General features: G+C 43.7%; 30 protein-coding genes and 2 pseudogenes. 17 read left to right on the top strand and 15 right to left on the bottom strand.

Features of this window, described 5'->3' with window-relative positions; genetic code table 11:
- Nucleotides 1-7 precede the first annotated feature (7 nt).
- The 12 genes and pseudogenes from ACNFN4_RS10985 (at nucleotide 8) to ACNFN4_RS10930 (ending at nucleotide 6,389) form a co-directional block, all read left to right on the top strand.
- Entirely contained in the window at nucleotides 8-178 is a 171-nt protein-coding gene (locus tag ACNFN4_RS10985) for a hypothetical protein (RefSeq protein WP_205160676.1), read from the top strand.
- 117 nt (nucleotides 179-295) lie between these two features.
- Nucleotides 296-1,021, top strand: a complete 726-nt coding sequence (locus tag ACNFN4_RS10980) for a hypothetical protein (RefSeq protein ID WP_029973118.1) — start codon at nucleotides 296-298, stop codon at nucleotides 1,019-1,021.
- Nucleotides 1,022-1,116: 95 nt separating this feature from the next.
- Nucleotides 1,117-1,245: a hypothetical protein gene (locus ACNFN4_RS10975; RefSeq protein ID WP_003155870.1), complete on the top strand. Its 129-nt coding sequence runs from the start codon at nucleotides 1,117-1,119 to the stop codon at nucleotides 1,243-1,245.
- Between the two features lie 261 nt (nucleotides 1,246-1,506).
- Entirely contained in the window at nucleotides 1,507-1,638 is a 132-nt protein-coding gene (locus ACNFN4_RS10970; protein WP_370530881.1) for a sigma factor-like helix-turn-helix DNA-binding protein, read from the top strand.
- A 118-nt stretch (nucleotides 1,639-1,756) separates the two neighbouring features.
- Nucleotides 1,757-1,972, top strand: a complete 216-nt coding sequence (locus tag ACNFN4_RS10965) for a transcriptional regulator (RefSeq protein WP_029973117.1) — start codon at nucleotides 1,757-1,759, stop codon at nucleotides 1,970-1,972.
- A gap of 105 nt (nucleotides 1,973-2,077) precedes the next feature.
- Nucleotides 2,078-2,647 carry a hypothetical protein gene (locus tag ACNFN4_RS10960; RefSeq protein WP_029973115.1) on the top strand — a complete coding sequence of 190 codons (570 nt, stop codon included), beginning with the start codon at nucleotides 2,078-2,080 and terminating at the stop codon, nucleotides 2,645-2,647.
- A 116-nt stretch (nucleotides 2,648-2,763) separates the two neighbouring features.
- A complete protein-coding gene (locus tag ACNFN4_RS10955; RefSeq protein ID WP_029973113.1) occupies nucleotides 2,764-3,219 on the top strand; it encodes a hypothetical protein in 456 nt (151 codons plus the stop codon).
- A gap of 126 nt (nucleotides 3,220-3,345) precedes the next feature.
- On the top strand, nucleotides 3,346-3,984 hold the full coding sequence (locus ACNFN4_RS10950) for a hypothetical protein (protein ID WP_448200170.1): 639 nt from the start codon (nucleotides 3,346-3,348) through the stop codon (nucleotides 3,982-3,984).
- Between the two features lie 32 nt (nucleotides 3,985-4,016).
- Nucleotides 4,017-4,286: a hypothetical protein gene (locus ACNFN4_RS10945; protein WP_191389668.1), complete on the top strand. Its 270-nt coding sequence runs from the start codon at nucleotides 4,017-4,019 to the stop codon at nucleotides 4,284-4,286.
- Between the two features lie 374 nt (nucleotides 4,287-4,660).
- Nucleotides 4,661-4,935, top strand: a pseudogene (locus tag ACNFN4_RS10940) (phage terminase small subunit); the annotation flags it as partial.
- Between the two features lie 141 nt (nucleotides 4,936-5,076).
- On the top strand, nucleotides 5,077-5,997 hold the full coding sequence (gene bla / locus ACNFN4_RS10935) for a class A beta-lactamase (RefSeq protein WP_448200169.1): 921 nt from the start codon (nucleotides 5,077-5,079) through the stop codon (nucleotides 5,995-5,997).
- Nucleotides 5,998-6,107: 110 nt separating this feature from the next.
- Nucleotides 6,108-6,389, top strand: coding sequence for a putative quinol monooxygenase (locus tag ACNFN4_RS10930; RefSeq protein WP_003154950.1), 282 nt, complete (start codon nucleotides 6,108-6,110; stop codon nucleotides 6,387-6,389).
- A gap of 99 nt (nucleotides 6,390-6,488) precedes the next feature.
- On the opposite strand, the gene ACNFN4_RS10925 is transcribed toward ACNFN4_RS10930, so the two are convergent.
- From ACNFN4_RS10925 to lacG, 9 genes are all read right to left on the bottom strand, one after another.
- Nucleotides 6,489-7,901, bottom strand: a complete 1,413-nt coding sequence (locus ACNFN4_RS10925; protein ID WP_448200168.1) for an MDR family MFS transporter — start codon at nucleotides 7,899-7,901, stop codon at nucleotides 6,489-6,491.
- Nucleotides 7,902-8,043: 142 nt separating this feature from the next.
- Nucleotides 8,044-8,517: a MarR family transcriptional regulator gene (locus tag ACNFN4_RS10920; protein WP_022553522.1), complete on the bottom strand. Its 474-nt coding sequence runs from the start codon at nucleotides 8,515-8,517 to the stop codon at nucleotides 8,044-8,046.
- Nucleotides 8,518-8,802: 285 nt separating this feature from the next.
- Nucleotides 8,803-9,915 carry a glycoside hydrolase family 53 protein gene (locus ACNFN4_RS10915; protein ID WP_151140238.1) on the bottom strand — a complete coding sequence of 371 codons (1,113 nt, stop codon included), beginning with the start codon at nucleotides 9,913-9,915 and terminating at the stop codon, nucleotides 8,803-8,805.
- Nucleotides 9,916-9,966: 51 nt separating this feature from the next.
- The gene (gene galT, locus ACNFN4_RS10910) at nucleotides 9,967-11,466 is read right to left on the bottom strand and encodes a UDP-glucose--hexose-1-phosphate uridylyltransferase (protein WP_335395481.1); all 1,500 of its coding nucleotides are present in this window, start codon (nucleotides 11,464-11,466) and stop codon (nucleotides 9,967-9,969) included.
- Between the two features lies 1 nt (nucleotide 11,467).
- Nucleotides 11,468-12,460 carry a UDP-glucose 4-epimerase GalE gene (galE, locus tag ACNFN4_RS10905; protein WP_007407326.1) on the bottom strand — a complete coding sequence of 331 codons (993 nt, stop codon included), beginning with the start codon at nucleotides 12,458-12,460 and terminating at the stop codon, nucleotides 11,468-11,470.
- A 3-nt stretch (nucleotides 12,461-12,463) separates the two neighbouring features.
- Nucleotides 12,464-13,633, bottom strand: a complete 1,170-nt coding sequence (locus ACNFN4_RS10900) for a galactokinase (RefSeq protein ID WP_108725036.1) — start codon at nucleotides 13,631-13,633, stop codon at nucleotides 12,464-12,466.
- A 15-nt stretch (nucleotides 13,634-13,648) separates the two neighbouring features.
- Nucleotides 13,649-15,346 (bottom strand): PTS lactose transporter subunit IIBC, encoded by a 1,698-nt coding sequence (locus ACNFN4_RS10895; RefSeq protein ID WP_007407324.1) that lies wholly within the window; start codon nucleotides 15,344-15,346, stop codon nucleotides 13,649-13,651.
- 11 nt (nucleotides 15,347-15,357) lie between these two features.
- Complete coding sequence (locus ACNFN4_RS10890; protein WP_007407323.1) at nucleotides 15,358-15,672, bottom strand: PTS lactose/cellobiose transporter subunit IIA; 315 nt, start codon at nucleotides 15,670-15,672, stop codon at nucleotides 15,358-15,360.
- A 63-nt stretch (nucleotides 15,673-15,735) separates the two neighbouring features.
- A complete protein-coding gene (lacG, locus tag ACNFN4_RS10885; RefSeq protein WP_448200167.1) occupies nucleotides 15,736-17,136 on the bottom strand; it encodes a 6-phospho-beta-galactosidase in 1,401 nt (466 codons plus the stop codon).
- 252 nt (nucleotides 17,137-17,388) lie between these two features.
- On the opposite strand from lacG, the gene ACNFN4_RS10880 reads away from it, so the two are divergent.
- Nucleotides 17,389-18,150 carry a DeoR/GlpR family DNA-binding transcription regulator gene (locus tag ACNFN4_RS10880; RefSeq protein WP_007407321.1) on the top strand — a complete coding sequence of 254 codons (762 nt, stop codon included), beginning with the start codon at nucleotides 17,389-17,391 and terminating at the stop codon, nucleotides 18,148-18,150.
- 17 nt (nucleotides 18,151-18,167) lie between these two features.
- Nucleotides 18,168-18,851 (top strand): HAD family hydrolase, encoded by a 684-nt coding sequence (locus ACNFN4_RS10875; RefSeq protein WP_124693093.1) that lies wholly within the window; start codon nucleotides 18,168-18,170, stop codon nucleotides 18,849-18,851.
- Nucleotides 18,852-19,046: 195 nt separating this feature from the next.
- On the opposite strand, the gene ACNFN4_RS10870 is transcribed toward ACNFN4_RS10875, so the two are convergent.
- Entirely contained in the window at nucleotides 19,047-19,394 is a 348-nt protein-coding gene (locus ACNFN4_RS10870; protein ID WP_032863792.1) for a DUF3147 family protein, read from the bottom strand.
- On the bottom strand, nucleotides 19,378-19,803 hold the full coding sequence (locus ACNFN4_RS10865) for a MarR family winged helix-turn-helix transcriptional regulator (protein WP_025649618.1): 426 nt from the start codon (nucleotides 19,801-19,803) through the stop codon (nucleotides 19,378-19,380). The genes ACNFN4_RS10870 and ACNFN4_RS10865 overlap by 17 nt, the downstream gene beginning before the upstream one ends.
- A gap of 362 nt (nucleotides 19,804-20,165) precedes the next feature.
- On the opposite strand from ACNFN4_RS10865, the pseudogene ACNFN4_RS10860 reads away from it, so the two are divergent.
- Nucleotides 20,166-20,562, top strand: a pseudogene (locus tag ACNFN4_RS10860) (MgtC/SapB family protein); the annotation flags it as partial.
- Between the two features lie 283 nt (nucleotides 20,563-20,845).
- On the opposite strand, the gene ACNFN4_RS10855 reads toward ACNFN4_RS10860, so the two are convergent.
- The 4 genes from ACNFN4_RS10855 to ACNFN4_RS10840 form a co-directional block, all read right to left on the bottom strand.
- Nucleotides 20,846-21,028, bottom strand: coding sequence for a hypothetical protein (locus tag ACNFN4_RS10855; protein ID WP_076851211.1), 183 nt, complete (start codon nucleotides 21,026-21,028; stop codon nucleotides 20,846-20,848).
- 114 nt (nucleotides 21,029-21,142) lie between these two features.
- Nucleotides 21,143-21,316: a YjfB family protein gene (locus ACNFN4_RS10850; RefSeq protein WP_007407314.1), complete on the bottom strand. Its 174-nt coding sequence runs from the start codon at nucleotides 21,314-21,316 to the stop codon at nucleotides 21,143-21,145.
- A gap of 43 nt (nucleotides 21,317-21,359) precedes the next feature.
- Complete coding sequence (locus tag ACNFN4_RS10845; RefSeq protein ID WP_047935626.1) at nucleotides 21,360-21,761, bottom strand: ribosomal maturation YjgA family protein; 402 nt, start codon at nucleotides 21,759-21,761, stop codon at nucleotides 21,360-21,362.
- A 97-nt stretch (nucleotides 21,762-21,858) separates the two neighbouring features.
- The gene (locus tag ACNFN4_RS10840; RefSeq protein ID WP_015417262.1) at nucleotides 21,859-22,428 is read right to left on the bottom strand and encodes a YjgB family protein; all 570 of its coding nucleotides are present in this window, start codon (nucleotides 22,426-22,428) and stop codon (nucleotides 21,859-21,861) included.
- Between the two features lie 124 nt (nucleotides 22,429-22,552).
- Here ACNFN4_RS10840 and fdhF point away from each other — a divergent pair, with 124 nt between their 5' ends.
- The gene (fdhF, locus tag ACNFN4_RS10835; protein ID WP_448200166.1) at nucleotides 22,553-25,510 is read left to right on the top strand and encodes a formate dehydrogenase subunit alpha; all 2,958 of its coding nucleotides are present in this window, start codon (nucleotides 22,553-22,555) and stop codon (nucleotides 25,508-25,510) included.
- Nucleotides 25,503-26,045 (top strand): DUF1641 domain-containing protein, encoded by a 543-nt coding sequence (locus tag ACNFN4_RS10830; RefSeq protein WP_012117344.1) that lies wholly within the window; start codon nucleotides 25,503-25,505, stop codon nucleotides 26,043-26,045. Before fdhF ends, ACNFN4_RS10830 begins: the two co-directional genes overlap by 8 nt.
- The last annotated feature ends 108 nt before the right edge of the window (nucleotides 26,046-26,153 follow it).

Genomic DNA, 26,153 nt, shown 5'->3' with positions numbered 1-26,153 from the left:
GGATTCGATGGCGCTGAGAATAGTTTTGGGGCTGAGGGGGGTAGGATTCTGGTTTTATTTCCAGTACGAATACAGACCGGACATGAAAGCGAACATCACGTTTATAGGAGCAATCATCGCATTCACGGCCGCGGCGTTTTTTCAAGATATTGATAAGTATAGAGAGAAAAAGAGATAGGCGATCATAATTAAAGCTGATATAAATTCTTCATTCTTCACTTGATTTAAATCCTAATATAGCCGATATGATAAAATAGGATTTACTGTAAATAATCGGTTTCAGGAGGAAAATGGTTTGAAGGATGTTTTGTCTGTATTCGGTGAAAATTCATCAGTAATACTTCTTTCTGTTATGACTTTATTTATCACAATTACTGCAGTTTTACTTTCATATGTGACATCAATAAAGAACAGACGTGAAGAAAGATATATACAGCAATTGATGTATTTGAAGGAAATTCAAAAAGCTAAGAACGACAAAAAAGATTTACTAAGCAATTCAACAGTCGTTAAAGATTCTAAACTAGGCTATCCAGAGCCGGAAAAACAAAAAAATGTAGTGAAAGAAGAACATGAAGTAAAATCTGATGAAAAGACACTGGATATATATGAACAACAAGCAACTACTCATTCGAATTTGCAGTTCTATGCTGGTCTAACAATGTCAATAGTGGGTTTTATCCTTTTAATAGGTATTATCATTTTTTCTATTGGCTCTGATAACACTATCAATAGTGCAATTAGCGTCATAGGAAGTTTAATTTTTGAGGGGATTTCACTTATGTTCTTAAAGGAGTCACAAAAGTTACGTATACGGGTTAAAGAATACCACGATAATCTAATGGAAAACTCTAATCGTAATAAATCCATAGCCTTAGCTGGTAAAATTCAAGATGAAAAATTGCGTTCATTAGTACAGGCTCAATTAGCCTTTAATTTGATGGGAATTGATCCTGGGAAATTAAATATTTCAAATATATCAGAGAAAAATCATTCGCCATCAAAAAAAGTTCCAAATTAAATAAGTCCAAGACGGAAAGCCTGCGGGCACTGATCATTGCACAGAATTACTGTGCTCTGATTGGTGTCCGTTTTTTATTTGAGCGGAGAGATGACATGAAGCAGAAAAAGAAAAAGCCCAATAAAAACACGCAGGAGCGCTCAGATCGTTTCTGGCAACAAATGATGAACACGAACATGCAAACACTTAAACGAGGCAAGGGCGGCGCATTTAAGCGCAAATAAGGGGAGGAATTAGAATGCAAGGTTTAATCATTGAATACAAACGAGCTTTAAGAGAAACTGCAGAACGGAAGACAGCTCGGCGCATGCCGAGGCGCTGACAGAAGAGACCAAAGGAAGATTCTTGCTAATCCGCGCTTAATTGATGCGCTGCCGGAAGAATACGCAATCGTTCAAGAAGCTGAGGGAGAGGTAAGTGATTGGGATAAGGAAAGAATCGCTGACGCCCTTTCCGTCCTCACAGAAAGTGAAAAGACGCATGCTGTGCAAAACATGTCATTCGAAGAGATAGCGCAGTTATTAGGGGTTAAAAAAGGAACTATGCAGAAGAATATTGAGCGTTCCCGCATGAAAATGAAAAATAGAGCAGATCACAGCCTATTCTGTTTAGCATGAATAGGTTGTTTATTTATTGAAACATAAGAAAGGTTTTCAAAAAATCTTTAAAGAATACTATTGTTATAGGTATAATGGTGTTGTTTACCATTACAATTTAGGGAATTCAAAGAGGATGATGTTAACGTACAATCTTAAAGAACGTGATGCAATCAAACGGTTCTTAAATGAGGAAATCGTTAATACAAGCGAAGCTGAAATATTGTGCTTCACTCGTCAATACATAAACCAGTTAGTTAAAAACGGGGAATTCGAGCCGATGAAAGAAATGCCTCGGGACAGGCTTTTTCTGAAAGAGGATATTTTGGATTTTCAAAAACATAGGCGTAAATGAGCTCCCTGTCATAAGGGTGTTTTATACTAGGGAATTCTCGACAAATTTTGCAATAGCTTCTAATACGCTCCCTGGCTACCGATAATAATATGGGAGGCGAAAAAAATGACTAGAGAGTTTGGGAAATCAAAATATGTAAAAAAATATTTGGAAAACAGGTATGGGGAAATTTACAATTTAACATTTGATGAACAAGCAGACTTAAGAAAGTCAATAGTAATGGATCACGATTTAACCGATATAGAGAGAATGTTGCGTAGGACGAAGTCGTCAATTGAAGGTGCCAAAGATAGTCAACCTATTTATAACATTCCTTTTACTTTTTTCGCAGTATTGTTATCTATTGTAGCAACAATGGCGATAGCATTAATAACTGTAACTCTTACCTTCTACAATACTCTATTAAGAAGTTATTTAGGTGAAGAAAAATTAAGTAAAGAAAAATTTTTAAGTCTTACAAAATCAATAGATTACTCACCTGTTTTTCAAGTGGCAGTGTTCTATGTTTTTTTATGTTTTCTAATTATTGCAATCGGATATGGTTTATATTTGTACAGAATGGCTGGAAAAATTGATAAAAGGAACTATCTAAAAGATATACTCGAAGAATGTAAAGATGAATATGAAGAATTAAAAAAACAAAATAAACAGGACGAATCCTCAAGCACTCAATAGGTTGCCTTTTTGTCTTACGGTTACCACCTATTTATGAAAGACACTTTCGTTCGACAAATTTTGCGAATAATTCCTTTATCATATCCTTAACCGATAATAAGGTGGGAGGTGAAAAGATGAGTGATAAGTTAACTGATTTCTTAGCAGATAAAAAAAGAGAAGAAGAAAATGCGCAAAATATTATCCAGCTAACACAGGATAACAACTTAGAAAAATTTCGAAGTGTCATAAGTTCCATGAAGCTGTGGCTTGAAGAGACAAAAAATAATGGTTTCGTCAAATTCGATGATTCAAACCATCAATTTGGATTGTATGAAGATGTAATCGGTCTTGTCCTTCATTTTGAGAAAAAAAAGATACTGATAGTTTCGCCTATGAAAGACTTTGAGAAGAAAGATGAAATTAAAGTCCGCTTCGTATTAGGAGGAACGACTGTACCTGTAAGTGATCTCTATTTAGAAATTCGACAGGGGACATGGTTACTTGTTGATAATAGGTCAAAAAGTGATAGAAAAGAGACAGTTCTAGAAAAGGACAACTTCCAAGAATTATTAATAAGTCTAATTTCTTGAGTCTATAGCATCCTTCGGGGTGCTTTTTATGTTTTCTGTAAACTGATTAAATCGTTCGACAAATTTCGCAAGTGGTTCCATTGTCACTCTCTTTTGCAGATAATAAAGAGGGAGAGGGGTGAAATAATGGATTTAGCAGATAGTTTAGGCCTTGCGATAGCTACCGCTATATTAACGCTTATAGTTAACATTTTATTTAAATTGGTTCAAAATAAAACTGATTTCATGGTAAGTATAAAACAATTCAAAAGAGATCATTACTATAAGCAGCTTAATGAGTTATATAAGGAACTTTATGCGATAGTATGTCAATCGGAGTTTTTAAGGAAGTTTCATCACATTGATGAGCTGAATTCTATGAAGGAGGTTCCCTTTATAGAATTGGCTAAAAGAATTAAAAAAATACAAACCAATTTGGTTACAGGAGAAGAAAAAGTAATAGGAGAAGATGTAGAGACCGCGATAACTAGGTTTGACAAAAAAAATATAATTGCGCTAATCATGAGAAATAAACAATATGCATCACAAGAATTATTAAAACTAGCAGTAGGATACAGGTACTGTCATGAATATTATACAAAAAAAGATCTTGATGAGATTCAATTAGAAGTGTTCCAAAAAACGGAGTTGGATTATATTTATAAGATTGTTATAAAAATTGTAATGGAAACGAATGAGAAACTGAAATTTTGCAAAATGGATTTTAATGAGTCAGAACGGAGAACTGGAAAAATAGATAATCAAATTTTTGTTCTCAAGAATTAAAGTGATTTAATAAAATTCAAGAAGGTGTAAATTTGATAGATGTTTTTAAATTAGTAGGTATTCCGATTCTCGCCTCCGCCTTTACCATACTTTTTACTACCGGCATAACCTTAATTAAGGAAGTTTGGCAAGAGAAAAGAAGTCATGTTCAGCTATTAGAAAAGGATAAGTTGAAATTATTATATAATAAACTGTATATTATTAAATTAAAAGTTTATGATAGCTTAGATTTAGCTGATATTTTTCGTAAAAATAATGAACCATTACGGGAACCTAATTTCAGCGCTTGGGACTGCCATTGATTTGGTTAAGCCTCTAATTGAAGAGAATATTCATCTTTTAGAGGCGGATGATTTACATATTTGGGGGCTGTTTTTGGAAGGTGAGGGAGCAGAAATTTATTTCGAAGAGGCGTATTACCTAAAATACAAACATTTTTTGGTTTTCTTAGATAGTACCTCCAAAACTTATCTGAAGTTATATAGAAAGTATCACAAAATCACATAGCACCTCTAAAAACACCTTAGAGGTGTCTTTTTTATATTCTCTGTAAACTGATTCCGGTAAATCTCAGAAAAACAATTGGCGGTTAACGGTCTGAGTGCGGCGGCGGTTTAGAGGGAATATCTTTTCAAAAACAAACACGAATCAGAAGGGGGCGCGGCGGTGAATGAAGATGGCTGAAAAGCATATTCAGGCGTATAAGGATTACGTCAAAGGTATGAAATACAAGGATCTTGCCGAGAAATATGGGGTGTCAGTGAACACCATTAAATCGTAAAAACAGCGGCATGGTTGGGAAAGGAAAAGATGCACACAAAAATAGGCGGGCAACCCGGCAGCAAAAACGCATTAGGAAACAGCGGAGGGGGCTCCGGCAAGAAACCAAACGCTGTATCACACGGGTTTTTCTCGAAATATCTGCCGGAAGAAACACTATCCATTGAAGAGATTCAGGGGTGTTTTCAATTAAATTTTCAGCTGATTTCCTAACTGTCATGGACAACATCTCACAGGAAATATATTGACTTTCATCCTGTTTGTAATGTTAATTAGAAGATGTATACAAAATCATTTTAATGAGGAGGCCTGATGAACGTGAAAAATAAAGCGGGAATACAATTTGGAATATGCATTGGACTTTTATGTTTAAGCTTTACTGGTTTCAATCCTTTATTCGGCTCAGCGCATGCTGAAGCGAAGTCTATAGAAAACACAAAAATGACAAGCTGTATAACGAATCAGAAATTTGTTCAGCTTGAGAAAAAATTTGATGCCAGGCTTGGGGTTTATGCGATTGATACAGGTTCAAACAAGACAATCGCCTATCGGCCGAATGAACGGTTTGCTTACGCATCAACCTATAAAGTTCTGGCCGCAGCTGCTGTTCTGAAGAAAAGCTCAAATGAAAAACTTAATGCCATCATCCGCTACAGCAAAGACGATTTAGTTACATATTCTCCAATCACAGAAAAACATCTGGATACAGGCATGAGCCTGAAAGAAATCTCAGAAGCCGCTGTCCGTTACAGCGATAATACCGCCGGGAACCTATTGCTGCAGCAGCTTGGCGGCCCTAAAGGTTTTGAAAAGTCATTGAAACAGATCGGGGATCATGTAACGAAAGCTGATCGATTCGAGACGGATCTAAACTCGGCGATTCCCGGGGATCGTCGTGACACAAGCACCGCAAAAGCACTGGCAACTGATCTTAAGACTTTCGCTTTGGGTAACACTCTAACGACTGACAAGCGCACGATCTTAACGGATTGGATGCGGGGCAACGCTACCGGCGACGAACTGATTCGGGCAGGCGCTCCTGCAGGATGGGAAGTCGGCGATAAATCCGGAGCCGGAAGCTACGGCACACGAAACGACATTGCGATCGTTTGGCCGCCTGACAGAGCCCCAATTGTTTTGGCAATCCTGTCAAACCGGTTTACGGAAGATGCCAATTATAATAATGCTCTTATCGCTGAGGCTGCAAAAGTCGCTCTAAATGCCCTTAAATAAACATTGCCGTTCATTTTTTATGGACGGTTTTTTATATGTTGAGAATGCGGTATGCCGGTTTCGATGTTATAATGTAAAGCCATAAAAAGATGGGAAGAGGGGGAATTTCGATGCATTACATAACGGCATGCTTAAAAATCATCAGTGATAAAGACCTTAATGAAATAATGAAGGAATTCAAAAAACTTGAGGAAGAAACGAACAAAGAAGAAGGCTGTATTCAGTTCCATGCTCATCCGCTCGAACCATCAGAACGCAAAATCATGCTTTGGGAGATTTGGGAAAACGAAGAAGCTGTTAAAGTCCATTTTACGAAAAAACATACAAAAGACGTTCAAAAACAAGAATTAACGGAAGTAGAATGGTTAATGAAAAGCAATGTGAATGAGTAAAAGGCTTTGTCTATTGTTGGCCGACTCTGTCAACAGCAATCATCAGTTTCGTTCACTAAAACCCTTGCTGCGCAAGGGTTTTTTACTTTAAAAAGTTCTTTATATCGCAGTCTTTTTATGGGTAAGGAACAGACTTGGAATGAAGATGGCCGCAAGGATGATGACGGATACTAAGAACCCGGCATGGTAGCCTTTTAAACTGTTCGGAATCGTCGGCTGCAATCCTTGTATGACAGTTGCGGTAACGGTTGCGATCACAGCTGACCCAAAGCTGGAACCGAGGTTTTCAATCATATGAATACCGACACCCGCTTCCGGAAGCTGTTTGCTGTCAAGGCCTGTATAAGCGTCACTCATTAATGGGAGCATCATTCCTCCAAAACTGGTGCCGCGGATAAATAATACGACGGAAATCCAAATCATACTTGTGTTATCGGTGATAAAAATAAGCGGGATAGATCCGATCAGCGAAAGAACAAGACTGACCGTAACCACGTATTTCGCACCGATCTTATCAATCATTTTTCCGATCAGCGGACGAGTCACGAGCATTCCGATTCCTTGAGGGATTAAAGCGAGTGCTGCTCCGACTGCCGTGAACTGACGAATGTTTTGAAAAAACAGCGGAAGTATTAACATCGGCCCCATGATGGCAACATTCGCTAAGAACAACCCGATCGAAGATGCTAAGAAGCTTTTGTTTGCAAACAAATTCATAGGCAGCACGGTTTGGTTTTTCTTGATCAGATTATATACAAGATAAATGGCTGCTGAAACAAGACCGATGCCCGCCCATAAAATGGTGTCGCTATTGTTAAATGATGCATGATCCGCCGCTTTCGTAATACCGTAAATCAATGCCGCGCTCATTAATGACAAATTGATAATCCCGAAAATATCGAGTTTACGATCTTTGTTGAATGGTTCAAAGTCTGGAATGGTTTTCATCATAAGCGGTGCGGCAATCAAAACGATGAACACGTTGATGTAAAAAATCCAATGCCATGAAGCGCCTTGGACGATGAAGCCTCCGATGACAGGTCCTAAGATCGGGCCGAAGATCATAGGGGTGCTGACGATTGCCATCACTTTTCCCAGGTTTTCCGGACCTGCCGTTTTAACCAAGAGTGTTGACATAAGCGGAGTCATAATACCGGCGCTGAATCCTTGAAGCAAACGGAAGACGATGAAGCTGGAAACGTCACGGCTCATTCCCGCAAAAACAGAAATGACACCAAAGGCGATGACTGAGCCGATGAAGACTTTCTTACCGTTATATTTATTCATAAGCCAGCCGGATACGGGTACTGCAATTGCAAGTGCTAAGACATAGCCTGTAACGGACCACTGAATGGTATCCAATGTCGTGTTGAAGTCTTTGGTCAGTTTGTCGATGGCGATGTTTACCATCGTAGAGTCAAGCATTGGAGCGATTGCTCCCAGTGCAATAGCCCAGGCGGCTGTGAGAACTTCTTTTGGCAGCCGAAGTTCCTTTCTTTTATGTGTTGACATATTATTCTCCTCTCAAAATCGCTGTCTTTGTTTCCTTGTCAACAAAATAATAGAGTGATTTTGTTTCTTTGTCAACAATAAGAGGGATATAAAAAGGCAGCCCGTTTTCATGGAGCAGGGCTGCCTATGGTTTTATTCATATTTATTCCGATTTCATGTCTGCACCAAGTTTCTTTATTTCTGAATCTAAATGCCTGCTGTATGTTTCCACGAAGTTCAGCATTGTGTCAAATTGTTCATCAGTTACTTGTTCAAACACGATTTTGTCGCGTTCTTGAAACTCTTTGTGCAATTCCTCGTGAACTTTATAAATGACTTTTCCTTGCTCGGTAAGCCTGAAATAGATTTCTTTCTTGTTAAGCGGCTTCTGATAGCTTTCGATAAGGCCTTTATTGATAAGCTTCTTCGTTAATTTACTTATGGCGCCTCTTGTCATATAAAGAGACTCCGCAAGTTTTGTCACATTGGCGTCTTCAATTTTTTCGATGAATTCGATGCAATGCACTTCAGAAGGTTTATGCCCCTTAAGGCTTTCTTCCATCTTCAGCCTATTCAGCCACACCATCTTGTTAAAAAAGTCCCTGAAATCCGTGAGGAGCTGTTCTTTTTTGTCCATGTCCCGTCCTCCTGCTCGGTGGTGCTTACACAATATTATAAAATTTTTGTTTCTTTTTCAACAATCGTAAAGTTATTATTTAGGAACTGAGAGATAGTGCGCAGAAATAAGAAGGAGGGGGAACAGAAGAAGTATTCTATTTAAAAAGCGGCTTTTTAACCGAAACGTGGGTTTTCGGGTATTTTTCTTTCCGTATTCGTTACTTGCTCTTTTTCATAACAGGCCAACTCTACAGCCTTATAAAAAAGCAGGCTGCGAAAAGAGCCTGCTTGAGATTCGCATCAATCATTTTCCTGTTGCGGCGTCATGAAAAGCGTCGATTGCGGTTGTGTATTTCAAGACGTTTTTAGACACTTTGGCGGTTGCGCCTAATGGATACGCGTCTGACAGAACGCTGGAGTGAGCCTCGGGCTCCCAGTAAAATACGCCGGTTCCTTTACCGTTCGGAACCGCTTTCACCAGTTTTATGGTGTCTTTTATGGTCCAGTAGGAATCTTTCGGATTATTTTCATCTCCGCCCAGTTCAACCACCATGACTTCCTTGTTGTAGCGTGAGGCGATGTCATTCAAATTAGATGATAATTGGCCGGTGAGCTCCCAGTACGGCTTACCCTCCCAATAGGGATAGAACGAAACGCCGATGATGTCGGTTTTTCCTCCGTTTTTAAAGAATTGATCAAACCACCATCTGAATAGGCTGTTGTCCGTGCCGTGTGCCAAATGGCTGATGACCTTGGTGGCCGGGCTGACGGATTTCACGGCGTCATAGCCTTTGTTCAGTAAGGCGGTCAATTTGCTGAAATCGTTCGTGCTGCCGTCGGGCAGTAAAATTCCTGAATTCATTTCATTCCCTACTTGCACCCAATCAGGGGAGATGCCGTGATTTTTAAGTTCTTTCATGACATCGTACGTATGGTTATACACGGCTGCCTGCAGCTGGCTGCTTGAATAGCCGGTCCATTGGTTCGGCTTGATCTGGTGGCCGGGATCAGCGAACACATCACTGTAATGGAAGTCAACCATTACCTTCATTCCTAACGCTTTTGCCCTTTTGGCCGCCGCAAGTACGCCCGCTTTGTCACTATAGCCGAGCATGGTCCATGTTGTGCCGTCTTTCAGCCAATAATAGCTGCTTGGCGGATTCACAAACACTCTCAGTCTCACGGCATTTATTCCGTGATCTTTAAGAATCTGCAAGGCATCTTTCTGTTTTCCGCCGTCATCCAGCCAGCGCACACCTTCGTCCTCCATTTGTTTCAGCCATCCTATATCAGCGCCATAGGCAAACGGGGCATCCGCTTTTGCTTTAGGAGACTTCTCAAAGAATGTAAAAGCAGTGAAAATGAGAGAAAGACAGATTGCGTTTACAAATACACGTTTCAATCGGTTTTTGAACATCACAATACCTCCTGATAAAAAAGATTGTTGATTGATTTCACTCTGAATGTTTCAGCTGCCATTCTCCAATAACGTCGTGAAACGCTGAAACGCCTGAATTCCTTCGGGTGTCATTTTAAAAACGCCTGCATCGGTCAGCGCGCGTAAAAATACATTCGCGGTTTCTTTTTGTAAAACAGCGGCTGCATTTTCCGGTGTCACGTCTTCATCCGCTTTGATGTTTTCGGCCCACGGAAGATGAATGTCTTTGATGTCATGAGGTTCATTCAGTACATACTTTTTCACTTCTGCCAGCTCATCTTTCAGGCGGGGAGGTAAAACGGCGAGTCCCATCACTTCAATCAGACCGATATTTTCTTTTTTGATGTGATGGACATCTTGATGCGGGTGAAAAATGCCATCCGGATAATCTTCGGAGGTGCGGTTGTTTCTGAGAGCGAGATCGATTTCAAAATCCGTTCCCCTGCGTCTGGCAATTGGAGTGACGGTATTATGGGGTTCATTTGTCTTTGCGATGATGCTGACGGTTTCGTCTGAATATTCCCGCCACTTTTCAAAAACATACGCAGCGGCATCTGTCAGCAAATCCGGATCTTTTGCGCGAAGGCGGATCACTGATACCGGCCACTTCACGGCTTCGGCCTGAACGTCTGGAAAATGACGCATATGAAAAGGGTAGAGGGAACCCGCTTTTGCCATCGGAAACTCATGGGCGCCGCCTTGATAATGATCGTGAGAAAGAATGGAACCTCCTACGATCGGCAAGTCTGCGTTTGATCCCGCGAAATAGTGGGGGAAGATTTCCGTTATGGCCAGAAGCCTTCTGAAGCTGTCGCGGCTGATGTTCATCGGCTTGTGCACGCTTGATAGAAAGATGGCATGCTCGCTGTAATACGCATAAGGGGAGTATTGAAACCCCCACTGTTCTCCCGCTAAGTCAAGCCTGATGATGCGGTGATTTGAACGGGCGGGGTGATGCGGTGTTCCGGCATACCCCTCGTTTTCCATACAAAGCAGGCATTTCGGATACCGGTTTTCCGGACTGTTTTTTACCGCGGCGATGTCTTTAGGGTCTTTTTCGGGCTTTGATAAATTAATGGTGATGTCCAATTCCCCAAAAGGTGTTGGTGAGCGGTACACGATATTTTTTCGAATGGCCCGCGTCTTAATATAGTCGTTGTTTTGGCTCAGTCGGTAAAAGTAATCTGTTGCTTTTTTCGGGCAATCTGATAACAATTTGCTGAATGCGGCATTGATCAGAGAAGGGGCCGGTGTGATCACGTCCATGATTCTGCTTCCCAGCATGTCTCTTTCAGCCGGTGTATCGTTTATGATTGACCGTTTTACCGCGTCTTTCACCATTTCGTCCAAATAGTGGAGCCTGTTTTGTTTCTTGATATGTTTCGGTTCTGCATAATCCGTCAGTCCGAGCAGATCGAGAAGTCTGTTTCTTGTATAAATCACATCTGTTTCATTTATGTCGCCTAAGACAGTGCTTTCTTTCAGAAACCCTGTCACTGATTCAAAAACTTCAATGACCGCCGCCTCCATTTCATTTGTCCTTGTATCCGTTTGGATGTTGCCGATGCCAATTCCATGCTGACGCAATGATTTCCGATATGTCCGTTTGTTTCGGATTCCAGCCCAGAATGTTCCGCGCTTTATCGCTGGAAGCGATGAGGGTGCTTGGATCACCGGGTCTTCTTGCGGCCGCTCTTACTTTTATGTCTCTTTCGGTCACTTGCCGGGCCGCTTCCGCCATTTCTGATACGGAAAACCCGCTGCTTGATCCTAAATTGAAAATGCCGCTGTCTCCGCCGTTTTGCAAATATTCCAGAGCGAGAATATGGGCATCGATTAAATCGGAAACATGGACATAATCGCGGATGCACGTGCCGTCTTTTGTATCATAGTCAGTGCCGAATATCAAAACCTCCTCGCGCTGACCGAGCGCGGTTTGTAAAAGGATAGGGATAAGGTGGGTTTCCGGATGATGATCTTCTCCGATGGAACCGTCCGTTTTCGCGCCGGCAACGTTAAAATACCGAAGCGAGACATATTTTATGCCGCAGGCGGTTTCACACCACTTCAGCATTTTTTCTGCCATGAGTTTTGATTCGCCGTATGCGCTTTCCGGCTTTTCGGGCATGTCTTCTGTGATGGGCACTTTTTCAGGTTCGCCGTATACAGCGGCGGATGAAGAAAACACAATGTGTTTCACTCCGAATTCCTGCATGACCTCCAGCGTAATTTGCGTACCGTACACATTATTATTGAAATATGAAAGAGGGTCTTTCATTGATTCGCCGACAAGGGATTGAGCGGCAAAATGGAGAACGCCTGTTACGTTCTCCTTCGCAAACACAGAGCGAAGAAACGGTTTTTCACGGATATCTCCATGGTAAAAAACTGCTTTTTCATGAACAGCTTTCCGGTGGCCTGTCTGGAGATTATCCACAGCTATCGTTTTAAATCCTTTGTTTAATAATTGATCAACCGCATGAGAACCGATATAGCCGGCTCCGCCGAGAACGAGAATCGCCATGATTTATTTTTCCCTCCATTCAGCCGCGCCATCGCTTATATCCGCGATGTAGAAAGAAGCTTCAAGACCTGTCCTGCTGCGGTAGTGAGATGAAACGGCCCGGATAAAGCCGGCGGTTTCTTCACTTTCCACAATGGCTATGGCGCAGCCGCCGAACCCCGCGCCCGTCATCCGCGCTCCGAGTGCTCCTTCTTTCCAGGCTGCTTCAGCCAGCGCGTCTAATTCGTCACCGGTCACTTCATAATCATCGCGTAAAGAACGGTGGGACGCATTCATCAGCTCGCCGAACGTTTTCAAATCATTCGATTTGAGAGCCTCCGCGGCTGAGAGGGTCCGCTCGTTTTCGTTGACCGCGTGCCGGGCTCTTTTACGCAAAGTTTCACAGGAGAGAAGGGATTCGAGTTCGTTGAATTCTTCTCCCGTCAATTCCGCAAGTGAGGCGATATTCCGATATTGCCGCAGTTCTGAAAGAGCCTCGTCACATTCGCTGCGGCGTTCATTATATTTTGAAGCCGCCAGCTCCCGGCGCTTGTTCGTATTCATAATGACGATTTTATATCCGTTAAAAGCAGCCGGAATCATTTCGTGCTCAAGCTTATCGCAGTTTAACAGAATGGCCATGTTCTTTTTGCCTTTTTGCACTGCGAATTGATCCATAATGCCTGAATTCACGCCGATAAATTCATTTTCGACTCTTTTTCCGATAAGCGCCAGTTCAGTATCGGAAACATCCAGGCTGAATAACTTTCTTAAAATGGAACCTGTTAACATTTCAATAGAAGCGGAGGAGCTTAAACCGGCTCCGTTTGGAATCGTACCGTGAAAAAGAATATCCATTCCGCTGTCTATTTGGCCGCCGACTTTAAGAAGGTAATGGATCATCCCCTTCGGATAATTGGCCCAGCCGTCTTCTTTTTTGTATGCTGTGGCGGAAAGATCAAGGCAGACAATGCCGCTGTCAGGAAAGTTTTCTGAGTATAACCGGATCTGGTGATCTCCGCGTTTTGCGCATACGGCATAAGTTCCGATCGTGATCGCGCATGGAAGAACGTGGCCGCCTATATAATCCGTATGTTCCCCGATCAGGTTGATCCGGCCGGGTGCGAAAAACAGTTCTCCGTTACTTCTCTTGAAAATGTCTTCGAATCTTGATTTTAAAAGTTTGGCATCCATGATAAACCTCCGATTCTATTTTGAGGTATGCTCCAGTATGAACTGAATGGCTTTTTGTGAATTTCTGGTGAGGCTGATATATTCCGCTCCTTTCGTTGCGATGAGTTTCACTTGCAGGCGGTCCGCATCTTCTTTAATGTCATCGTAATAAGAGCCGACCTGCGGAGCCAAAATGATCATATCGAAGTCTTTCATGATGTCGTAATGGGATCCGTAGGCGCCTGCTGAGGCGGTAATCGGCACGTTATATTCTTCGGCTCCTTCTGTCAGTGCGTTCGCAAGCATGGCGCTCGTTCCCGCTCCGGCGCACAGCACTAACACATTGGTGCTGTGTTCCAAGGAGGATGAGGATTCCTGAAGATTTGTGCTGATGACGGAGGACGCGTCTTCGGAGGCGCCGGCCATGGCGGGCTGTAATGTTTGCGGCGCGGTTTCAGGCTCGGTGTGTTGGGCTTCTTTCGCCGCTAATACTTTGTCATAAGCTTTACAGAATGGCAGGTATATCAGGAAATCGACAATGATTAATACAGCCGTCAGCACAAAAGCCGAGAGCCCCATGCCGGTTCCGAGAATCAAGCCGGCGGGCGCCGGGGTGGCCCACGGAAGAACATACATAAAACTGTTCATTCCGATGACATCCACGAAAAATTTAAACAGACAGACATTCACCATCGGCGTTACAACAAACGGAATGAAAAAATAAGGATTTAAAATGATCGGCGCAGCAAAGAGCAGAGGTTCGTTTACTGCGAAAGACACCGGAACCGCGGATGCTTTTCCGACTGCTTTCAATTGCTTGGATTTCGCGAAAAGAAGAAAGATAAACGGAACAACAAGGGTTGCGCCGGTCCCTCCCATTGTGCCGACGAAGTTCCCGAGTCCGACGGTCAGCACGTTGGACGCCTGCTCACCGGCATTATGAAGCTGAAGGTTCGCCTCCACATTTGCGTAAATAATAGCTGCGATGGCCGGTTCCACAATAGAAGGACCGTGAACGCCGACAAACCAGAACAGCGCCATCATTCCCCAAATGACACAAATCCCCAGATAACCGTCTGCGGCGGTAAAAAACGGCGATAAGAGAGAGGAGAGAGCCTCTGCAAAAGATACGTTCAGCGTATTCCTGATCAATAAATCAACGATCACCATGGCCAAAACGGAAAAAGCGAACGGAAAAACATCTTTAAATGTTTGTGAAATGGTACCCGGTACTTCTTTCGGCATTTTAATCGTAATATTTTTCAGCACGCAGAATCTGTAAACGTTCACTGTTATGAAAGCGGATACAAAAGCGGCTAAAAGACCTTTTGTGCCGAGGTATTCCGTGGAGAATCCGCCGTCGATTTGAGTGACGCTTAAAATGAGAAACCCGACGACTGAAGCAAGCATCGCTGAAACGGGGTTGATCCCTTTGTTTTTCGGCATTTTTCGGTTCATTGATTCACTCAGGCATTTCGCACTTGTTGCCGCAACGATCAGACCGAGGGCGCCCATTGAATAGTTATAAACTTTCCAAAGCCATTCAGAAACACTTTTAGGCCAAGTGAAACCCAACACTTCCGGCACAGCGGCGGTGAGGATAAAAATGCTGGCGAATAAAATAACAGGCATGGCAGTTAAGAAGCCGTCGCGGATCGCGCCTAAATAAATGTTTCTTGAGATTTTTTCAAAAAACGGTTTTCCCTTTTCGATTTGCTTGATGATACCGTTCATTTTTCCACTCCTTATCGGCGGCTTCGGTAGAGTTCTATAAAATCCTGAATAAGATCACGGAGCAAAAGGGTTGTCATCAAGTGGTCCTGACCGTGAACGAAAATAAACCCTAATTCCATGTCCTTGCCGTCAGCTTCTTCAGCTAACATTTTCGTTTGCGCATTGTGGGCGAGGGTTAAATTTTCATCGGCGCTTTTCAATGCTGCTTCCGTGTTTTCGAAGTTTCCGGCACGGACTTCTTTCAGGACTTTCAATAAAGTGCTTCTGGCGTCGCCGGCATAGGCGACGATTTCAAAACCGAGCATCTGCAATTCTTCCTTTGTCATGAAAAAAACCTCCTAAAGACGGCACACATGATGAAAAGAGACTCTTTTCACCATGTATGATCGTTAAATGATTGTTTTTGTTTCACTTACAAGTTTGTACCAGTAGGCCGATTCTTTCGGATATCGTTTTTGGGTGTCAAAGTCGACGTAAAAAAGACCGTAACGTTTGTTGTAGCCGTTGGTCCATGAAAATAAATCCATTAAGGACCATAAGAAGTACCCCTTTACATTGACTCCGTCGGTAATCGCTTTACTGACGGCTTCTAAATAGACTTTTAAATAGTCGATTCTTGCCTTATCCATAATGATGCCGTCTTCAAACTCATCTTTATAGCCCATGCCGTTTTCGGTAATGTACATTTTGTTATATTGCGGATAGTCCCGTTTGATGCGCATCAGCATGTCATACATGCCTTCAGGATAAATGAGCCAGTCCCAATCGGTCCGTTTCAGGCCTTCTTTGTAAATTCTTTCGCCGATTCCTTTTACTTTATAGACCGAAGTGCCCTTATCGCCCGTTCCGTTATGGTGAATAACGGTTTCTCCGTCGTACGCTTTGACGAAATGGCATTGATAATGATTGATGCCGAGATAATCATTGCGCGTTGAAGCTTTTTTCATCACGTCAAAGTCACTGTCTGAAAACTTGTATGAAGCGCCGTTTGCCTCACAGATTTCATCCAGAGCCCGCATGGTTTCCTCAGAATAATAGCCGAGGTAGGTGGCGTCGAGGAGGAATCTCACTGATAACGCGTCATCCAGAAAACAGGCGTGGCGGTCTTCTTCTGAGTCGCTGGCGGGATATTTTGTTTCCAATGAGTGGACGACACCGATTTCTCCCGGATAGCCGCCGTCTTTAAAAAGATTGACGGTCATCGCATGCGCTACCATCATGTGATGGAGGCATTGAATGACTTTTGTGATATCACTTTTAACAGATGGCGGGAAAACCCCGAGTAAATACTGGTTGGTGGCTGTGGGATAAATTTCGTTAAACGTGCTCCAATATCTGATTTCGCTGAATTCTTTAAAGCAAAACTCCGCATAGCTGACAAACGCTTCTATTGCAGCGCGGTTGAGGAAATCTCCCTGGTCAAATAATCCTTTCGGTGTATCGAAATGATGCAGCGTGACAAAAGGGGTGACGTTGCGTTTATGGCACTCTGAGAAAATACGATGATAGTAATCAACACCTTCCTGATTGATTTTGCCCGTGCCGTCAGGGAAAATTCTCGTCCAGGCTATAGAAAGGCGGATGCCGTTTATTCCGAATTTTTCACATAGTTTAATATCTTCCGGAAACTGGCGGTAAAAATCACTTGCCGGATCAGGGCTGAATCTTCCCTGTTTTTCAAGAAATTCATCCCAGGCCACAGGCCCTTTGCCGCCTTCTTTTGTGGCGCCTTCCGCTTGATATGCCGCAGTCGCCCCGCCGAAAATAAAGTCATGAGGTAATTTGAGCATTACTGAATCCTCCTTCGCCAATGTGTGAATTGAAGTTTGTTAATGTTTGTAATTGTTATCTTTTGTTTAATAGTAAACGCATACATTTTTGTTGTCAATAGCTTCATAAAGAAATAAAATCTGTTTTCATAGGGGTTATATAAGTTTTTCGTTGTTTTATATGTTGATTATGTTGTTTGTTAGTGTTTGTTTTTGTTGACCGGATAGCCGCGGTGTGTTAGATTGTGTGTAAAGTTGAGGGGATGATTGAACATGTTAAAAAAAGAGCGTCTTTTAAAAATCATCGATATCGTAAACTCGCGGGGGTTTATTACGGTGAGTGATATTATCGATGAACTGGATGTTTCTGATATGACAGTGAGAAGAGATCTGGACGAGCTGGATAAGGCCGGAAAAATCGTACGTATTCACGGAGGCGCACAGAGCATATCTTATTCCATTGATCACGAATTATCGCATAATGAAAAACTGGGTGTTCAAATGGATGAGAAGGGGAAGATCGCGGAACTCGCAGCTTCATATGTAAATGACGGCGATACCGTTTTTTTAGGGCCCGGCACGACGATTGAACTTTTAGCCAAACACCTGCTGCATAAGCGAATCAGGATTATCACAAACAACTATCCCGTATTTGATATTTTAAAACATGGTGACACTGCGGATACCATCCTGATTGGCGGCGATTTCCGAAAAAATACCGGTGCCTTCGTCGGGCCCATCGTGAACGGCAATCTGCAGAAATTCAATTTTACGAAAGCCTTCATCAGCGCCAACGGCATACATAATGATGAGATTTCTTCTTACAGCATTGAAGAAGGGGAAGCTCATCAAATCGCGCTGAATAATTCGCGGACGAAATTTTTGCTGGCGGATAATAAAAAATTCAACCGGGAAGATTTTTACGTGTTCTATAACTTACATGATATGGATTATCTGATTACGGATGATAAAGTGATGAAAGATGTTCAAATTCATTACGAGCAATATGTAGATGTCAAAATCGCAAAAAAATAAAAAAGGCGGGCGGTTCAATGAAAGGGGTTATTTTTGATTTTAACGGCACGATGTTTCAAGATTCGCATCTGCACGAAAAAGCATGGTTTTTCATGGTGAAAAAATACGCGCCGAAAACCATTTCTGATGAAGAGATTTTCGTTAACATTCACGGGAGAACAAACAGTGAAATCCTGACGTATTTTATTTCCGGCGATTTAACAAATGAAGAAATCAAGAAGCTGTCTTTTGAAAAAGAAGCCTACTACAGAGAATTATGCCTTGAAAACAAAGATGAGTTAAAGCTGACGAAGGGACTGACCGGCGTATTGAACCATCTGAAAAAATCAGAAACGCCAATGACCATTGCCACGGCTACGGTAAAGGAAAATGTCGAGTTTTACTTTGACGTCTTTCAGTTGGATCGGTGGTTTGATTTTGACAAAGTCACGTTTGATGACGGGAGCTTCCCCGGAAAACCGGCGCCGGATATTTTTCTCATCGCATCGGAAAAGTTAGGCCTCAGACCTGAAGATTGCCTAGTCATTGAAGATGCCTTTTCGGGGCTCACAGCGGCGAAAAAAGCAGGTGCAGGCAAGATTATGGCCATTGACCCGCTCGGAAAAAACCGCGCGCTATTTGAAGAAAAGCAGCTGGCGGATGACGGGATACTGACAGATTTCACCTCGTTTTTTGAGGTGATTGCCGGACATTCTGTTTGAGAGATCAGCCGGTTTTTTATGCCGATATGGCTGTACAGGCTGCGGACTCCGTTCGCAACACGGGATGTTTTTGTGTTCGGCGGTGTCTGCTTCTCGTGAAGAAAGGGGGTTCGCTTTTTAATCGGAGTCACTTTTAAGACAGGGGTATCCCTGTTTTTTTAAATTCCTCGTATTTACAAACAAGCGCTAAGATTCTTATTGCTGACTGTTTATATGTTTTACGATAAAATCCTGAGCATACAAGAAAACCAGCCATCCTGTAAGTCCAAGCCCTGATGCGGCAATGAAAGACAGTGAATGGCGAAGGGCGATGCCGATAATGACCAGCATAATGACTGTGGAGGGGATGCCGGAAGCCGCGCTGAATGCAAAATGACTTAATGTCTCCTTCGTTTCGCCTTGGATGTACAGCCAAACCATGCTCAGCATACTGACAATTGGTAAAGCCGCTATAATACCTCCATAACTCGGGCTTCTTCTTGATATTTCAGTGATAATCCCAATAATAGCAGCGGAGACAATGATTTTAACGATCGTAAACATCTTCAGCACGCTCCTTCATCAAACTGAATGCTTTTAAGACAAGTGTTCTTTCTTCATGATTCATGCTGTCAAAAAGAAGCTGTTTAAGCTTTTCTTCATCAAGACCGGAATGCCGGTAAAGGACATCCGCCCCCAAACTGGTAAGTTTTAAAATGACTTTCCGCTCATCCTCAACACTTCTGGTTTTATAAACGTACTTTTTCTGCAGTAACCGCTTTATATGTTCCGAAGCGGTATTATGTGATACTTGAATCGCTTCGGCAATGTCTTTTATTCCGACTGCCTTCTCTTTTTGAATGACTTGCAGAATCCGTACACCTTGGTGAGTGATTTTTTCATGGTGCTGATAACGGAGCCGGTAGTAAATATCTGTCCAGAGGTCATTTAATCGCATGATTTCGTTTGACATCATCATCCACCTTACATCGTTTATTGAGATTATATCTTATATTACGATATATTTTTGCGGATTGAAAGCAATTTTTGAGCATGAGGGAGCGGCATTCGTTCTGTTTTTAGAAGATTGGAAGAGACAAGCGGCCGCAGCTTCAACGAATAAACTTGTTTAATATACTCTCAATAAGTTATTTTCCTTATTTTAGAAACGTCAACTTCATACCTTCCGCATATAAATAAGAGCACTGACAATATGATAAAGAACCAAAGTATATATTCAAATGCAGTTTTTTTTCAGCTGGGCAGTCCTGTGCTGATTGAAAAAGATACGGGGGATAAAAAGCGGGTAAGAAGATAAGGAAAGGAGAGAGACGGATGGAACTTGATTTTGTGATTCGTCTGGCGGTTGCGGGTCTGCTTGGGGCTCTTATTGGATTGGAGAGAGAATTCAGGGCGAAGGAAGCCGGTTTGAGGACGCATTTTTTAGTGGCCGTCGGCAGCGCCTTGATGATGATCGTTTCCAAATACGGCTTTTTTGATTTGTTATCCAACAGCCATACGTCCTTTGATCCGAGCCGGGTGGCGGCGCAGGTCGTCAGCGGCGTCGGATTTTTAGGAGCCGGCACGATTATTTTGCAGCGGCATGTCGTGCGGGGGCTTACGACGGCCGCGGGGATTTGGGCTACGTCTGGGATCGGGCTGACGATCGGGGCGGGTATGTATGTCATCGGCATCAGCGGCACGATTTTGGCGTTAATCGGGCTTGAACTGTTAAATTTTCTGTTTAAACCGGCGGCGCATTCTTTGTCTGTCAGTTTCAGGATTGAGGAGAAAGCCGTCATGCATGATATTTTAACTTCTCTTGAGGAAAAAGGAATTCTTATTACGTCCTATGAATTGAATAAGGCGGTGCTTGAAGTGAAGGGAAGGGTGAAAAGCAAAAGCGGGAAAGCGGCGGTAATGGAAAAAGTTCAAGCCCTCCCGTATATCCTGTCGGTCAAAGTTGAATAGCAGACAGGGGAAGCCTCCTGTCTGCAGTCATTTCTTTTCAAACATTAATACCAAGGATAGAACGGGATATACGGCCGCGGATAGTATGGATATGGTCTAGGATAATAATAAGGCGGCCGCGGATAGTATGGATACGGTCTGGGGAAATAATAAGGCGGCCGCGGATAATGATATGGCACCCGTTCGTGGCTCTCGGCTGTGTATTCATGATAGAAAGGATCGTACAAGAGGAAAACCTCCTTTTCAAATGTTTGGTTCCGTTTACCTTATTCCTGTATGCCCGGTATGGTGTACGTACAACGGGCAAAAAAAAGACGCCGGTTATCATCCGGCATCTTTTTTTACACTTTCACATCAATTGAATGTCCGGCAGTCGGGTGCTGGGACGGCAGCATTTTCACTGTTTCTTCCGCCGCAGCCTGTGCTTGCTGCATGACCGTTTTTGTTAAAGCGATATTTACATTCTGCGCCAGAGATGCTTGGTGCATAGCGATTGATAACGCAGGGATATCCATAGCTTCCACCTCCTTATCCCTTCATATCGGCGGCATGCTCCGATTATGAAGGGGACTGGCGGTTTCTTTTTACGGCCCATTCTAAAAATGCGGCGGCGCATACCCCGAGGGTATAGGCGAAAATATCACTCCAGACAAATTGCCAGCCGAGGATCAGCCCGCCGAGCGTGCTGCTTCTGATTGCGTCAATCCAAGGCGCGTGATACAGCTGGCTGCATTCAATCAGACAGCAAAACGAGAGGCTCAAAAATGCGGCTGTTTCCGTCCGGATGTGCCGAAACAAAAGCCCGAATCCTGTAAAAATCATTGCCGCCCACAAGGCATCTCCTAAATAAGCTTTTATGATGCCGGGCAATAGGGCGGTGATGTATGCGGTTCTGGACAGCAAACCGAGGGCGATGATAAAAACAGTACATATTCCGTATGTCAATGGATGTCTATTCACTTCACACTGTTCCCCTTTTTTTGTACTCCCATGTATTGTAAGGAACGACGGAGAAGCTGTCTATGAAAAAACGGCCCGGGAGGCCGCTTTTTTTGCGTTATCTGGCTTTTAGGTTGACATGGTCTGCTTTTTGGTCACTGCCGATGACGAAGCGGAGCTCATACTGCCCCGTATGGTAGACGTAATCTGTTTCGCCCGTTTTTGGCACTGTCAGGATTTTGTCAGCGCTGCCGATTTGTTTGCTTAAGACGTCAGGTGTGACGCTTCCGAGGTTTAAGCGCCGCTCGACCCCTGTTCCGAAATAGCGTATTTCCGAGATTTTTCCGTTTTTATGATAGGAAAATCCATAACCGGGGTTTCCCATGTTCCAGCTGTATAAATCAAATGGATTGCGGCTGTCTGCTTTTTGTTCCGGCTCGCCGATTTTATCGTAAACGTCCTGTCTTGTGCTTTGGTTGATTTTCAGGCCTTTCACATTTTGCGGCATTTCCCCTTTAAACGCCGATTGGTAAAGGCTGTTCACCAGTTCTTGTGCACGTTGGTTTTCCGTTTTTGAAGCGGCTGCGGCATGGACGGGCTGTGTAACCGAAAATGCTTCTGCGCCGAATGCGCATCCCGTGAGCATCACTGCCGATAATCCCGTGGCGAGTGTTTTTTTCTTCAACATATGTGAACGCCTCCTTTTTACCGCTCATACCCGCATGTTTCCTGAGATAAACGAGATGTTTTAGTGAAAGGCCGGTTGGGAATCATAGAGGATGTATAGAGGGGTACAGAAAGGGGAAAAGAAAATGGCTGATACAAAGAAGGTTACAATCAATGGGGTTGAAATGGAAGCTCGGGACGGTCAAACCGTTTTGCAGCTTTTGAACAATAGTTCAATTGACGTGCCGCACGTGTGTTATCATCCGAGTCTCGGGCCGATTGAAACGTGCGATACCTGTATCGTCAATGTTAACGGGGAACTGGTGCGTTCGTGTTCCGCGCAAATAAAGGACGGAGATGTCATCGATACGCTTTCGTCCGATGTGAAAAAAGCGCAGATTATCGGCATGGACAACATTTTGCACAACCATGAATTGTACTGCACGGTCTGTGATTACAACAATGGGAGCTGCGAAGTACATAATACCGTAAAGGAAATGAAAATCAATCATCAAAGCATTCCGTTCGATCAAAAACCGTATCCTAAAGATGAATCAAATCCGTTTTACCGATATGATCCCGATCAGTGCATCCTATGCGGACGCTGCGTCGAAGCCTGTCAGGACGTACAGGTAACCGAAACGTTAAGCATTGATTGGGAGAGGAAACGCCCGCGGGTCATTTGGGATCAGGATGTGCCGATCAATGAATCATCATGTGTTTCCTGCGGACATTGCTCGACCGTATGTCCGTGCAATGCCATGATGGAAAAAGGCATGGAAGGCGAAGCGGGGTATTTAACAGGCATTAACCAAGAGACGCTTCGGCCGATGATTGACATCACAAAAGGGGTCGAAACCGGGTACGGATCGATTTTGGCCATATCGGACATGGAATCGGCCATGCGGGATGAAAGAATCAAAAAAACGAAAACCGTATGCACTTACTGCGGTGTCGGCTGCAGTTTTGATATATGGACGAAAGGAAGAGACATTTTAAAGGTTGAGCCTCAGGCCGAGGCGCCCGCAAATGGCATTTCGACGTGTGTGAAAGGGAAATTCGGCTGGGATTTCGTCAATAGTGAAAAGCGCCTTACCAAACCGCTTATCCGGGAAGGAGACTCGTTTCGGGAGGCGGAATGGGATGAAGCGCTGCAGCTGATCGCTGATAAATTTACCGATATAAAAGAACATTTCGGCCCGGATGCACTTGCCTTTATCACATCTTCCAAATGCACGAATGAAGAATCATACGTGATGCAGAAGCTTGCAAGAGCTGTCATTGGCACAAATAATGTCGACAACTGCTCACGCTACTGCCAGTCTCCCGCCACGGCCGGATTGTTCAGAACGGTCGGATACGGCGGTGATTCAGGATCGATTACAGATATAGAAAAAGCTGAGCTCGTGCTGATTATCGGTTCAAATACGTCTGAGTCTCACCCCGTCCTGTCCACACGCATTAAACGTTCTCATAAGCTGCACGGACAGAAGCTCGTCGTCGCTGACTTGCGAAAACATGAAATGGCCGAGCGCTCCGATGTGTTTTTCCAGCCGCGTGCCGGATCAGATATTGTCTGGCTGAATGCCGTATCGAAATATCTGCTTGATCACGATTTGGCGGATACTGCATTTCTGAATGAGAGAGTGAACGGATTAGATGAATTCGTGAAAAGTCTTGAACCTTATACAATGGAATATGCGGAAAAACATACCGGTGTGGACAAGGATACCCTAATCAAAGTGGCCCGGATGATTCATGAAGCCGGCAGCGTGTGCGCACTGTGGGCGATGGGGGTCACCCAGCATATCGGAGGAAGTGATACGAGCACGGCCATTTCCAACATGCTTCTCGTGACCGGAAATTACGGCAAGCCCGGCGCAGGCTCATATCCGCTTCGTGGCCATAATAACGTGCAGGGAGCCAGTGATTTCGGCAGTATGCCTGACAGCTTCCCCGGCTATGAAAAAGTAACGGATGAAAAAGCCCGCAAAAAGTATGAACAGGGCTGGGGAACAGACCTGCCGAAAGAAATCGGAATGACAAATCATGAAATGATCGAAGGCATCCACTCAGGAAAACTGAAGTCCATGTACTTAAAAGGAGAAGAAATGGGGCTTGTCGACTCCAATATTAACCATGTTCATGCCGCATTTGAAAAGCTGGATTTCTTCGTTGTGCAGGATATCTTTCTTTCGCGTACGGCCGAGTTCGCCGATGTCGTGCTTCCGGCAAGCCCGAGCCTTGAAAAAGAAGGGACGTTTACGAATACGGAACGAAGGGTGCAGCGCCTTTACGAAGTGTTTGAACCGCTGGGAGATTCAAAGCCTGATTGGCAGATCATTACGGACATCGCCAACCGTCTGGGCGCTGATTGGCACTATGAACATCCGGCAGACATTATGGAAGAAGCGGCAATGCTTTCGCCGCTCTATGCAGGCGTCACTTACGAACGTCTCGAAGGCTACAATTCACTGCAATGGCCGGTTGCAGCGGACGGAACCGATTCACCGCTTTTATTTACGGATAAGTTCCCGTTTTCAGACGGCAAAGCGATTTTATATCCCGTTCAGTGGACCGAGCCGAAAGAATTTGGTGAAGAATATGATATCCATGTGAATAACGGGCGGCTGCTCGAGCATTTTCACGAAGGAAATCTGACTTACCGATCAAAAGGAATATCCGAAAAAACACCGAGTGTGTTCCTTGAGGTCTCGCCCGAACTCGCCGAAGAAAGAGGGCTGGAAGACGGAACGCTTGTCCGTCTGACATCACCGTACGGAAATGTGAAAGTCAAATGCGTCATCACAGACAGGGTAAAAGGCAAACAAGTCTATCTCCCGATGAACGATTCAAAAGACGCCGCCATTAACCTTTTGACAAGCAGCTATGCGGATAAGGATACCGATACACCGGCTTATAAAGAAACATCAGCGAAGATGGAGATTTTGAAAAAAGAAGGCGTTAATCCGCTTCCGAAAATCAATTTCCGTTACGGAAACCCGCAGCCGCAGATCGGTGTCCGGGTTGAGCGGAAATGGACGCGTAAAGATTATGTATTTCCGGGAGACGCCGTAAAAAGGGGGAAACAGCAAAATGGCTAAAGCAATCAGCGGCATCCGAAAACAGACCGTCACAGAAGAAGACAAACGAAAAAAGGACTTAGAAGAGATCGAGACGGCTCTTTTACGAAATAAAGACGCGATTTTGGAATCTCTGCACATTCTTCAGCACATGAACGAGCGCGGCGTTTTGGCGCTTCTGCGCGGGCTCTTCGGCCAGGGAGACAAAGTGATGGATATCCTCGTGAAGAAGGCGAATACTCCGGAAACGGCCAATATGCTGAAAAATCTCCTGCTGTTAAGCGGCGTTCTCGGCATGCTCGATGTAAAACAGCTTGAGCCGTTTATCGTTAAAATCAATGCGGGCGTCACAAAGGCCGTCGAGGAAAAAGACAGCGGCAGGAAGACGGGGTATTTTGATATCGTCCGCGCTTTAAAAGACCCGGAAATCAACAAGGCCGTCACTCTGCTGTTTTCTTTCCTGAAAGGCATGGGCGCTGATACGGACGATATGGAAAGAAATACGCAGCCTCCTGAAGACCAAAAGCAGCACCAGAAACCGCAGACGAATGAGTGAACATATCTCCCGAGCCTGGCCGAAGGCTCGGGTTTTTTGTGCGCTTCTGCTGTTTTCTTGGGAGAAATTTCACCTCCGGATTTATGACTTTTGTTGTGTTATGTTAAT

This window comes from Bacillus sp. N1(2025), assembly GCF_053470005.1.
This window is presented reverse-complemented; position numbering and strand designations above follow the sequence as displayed.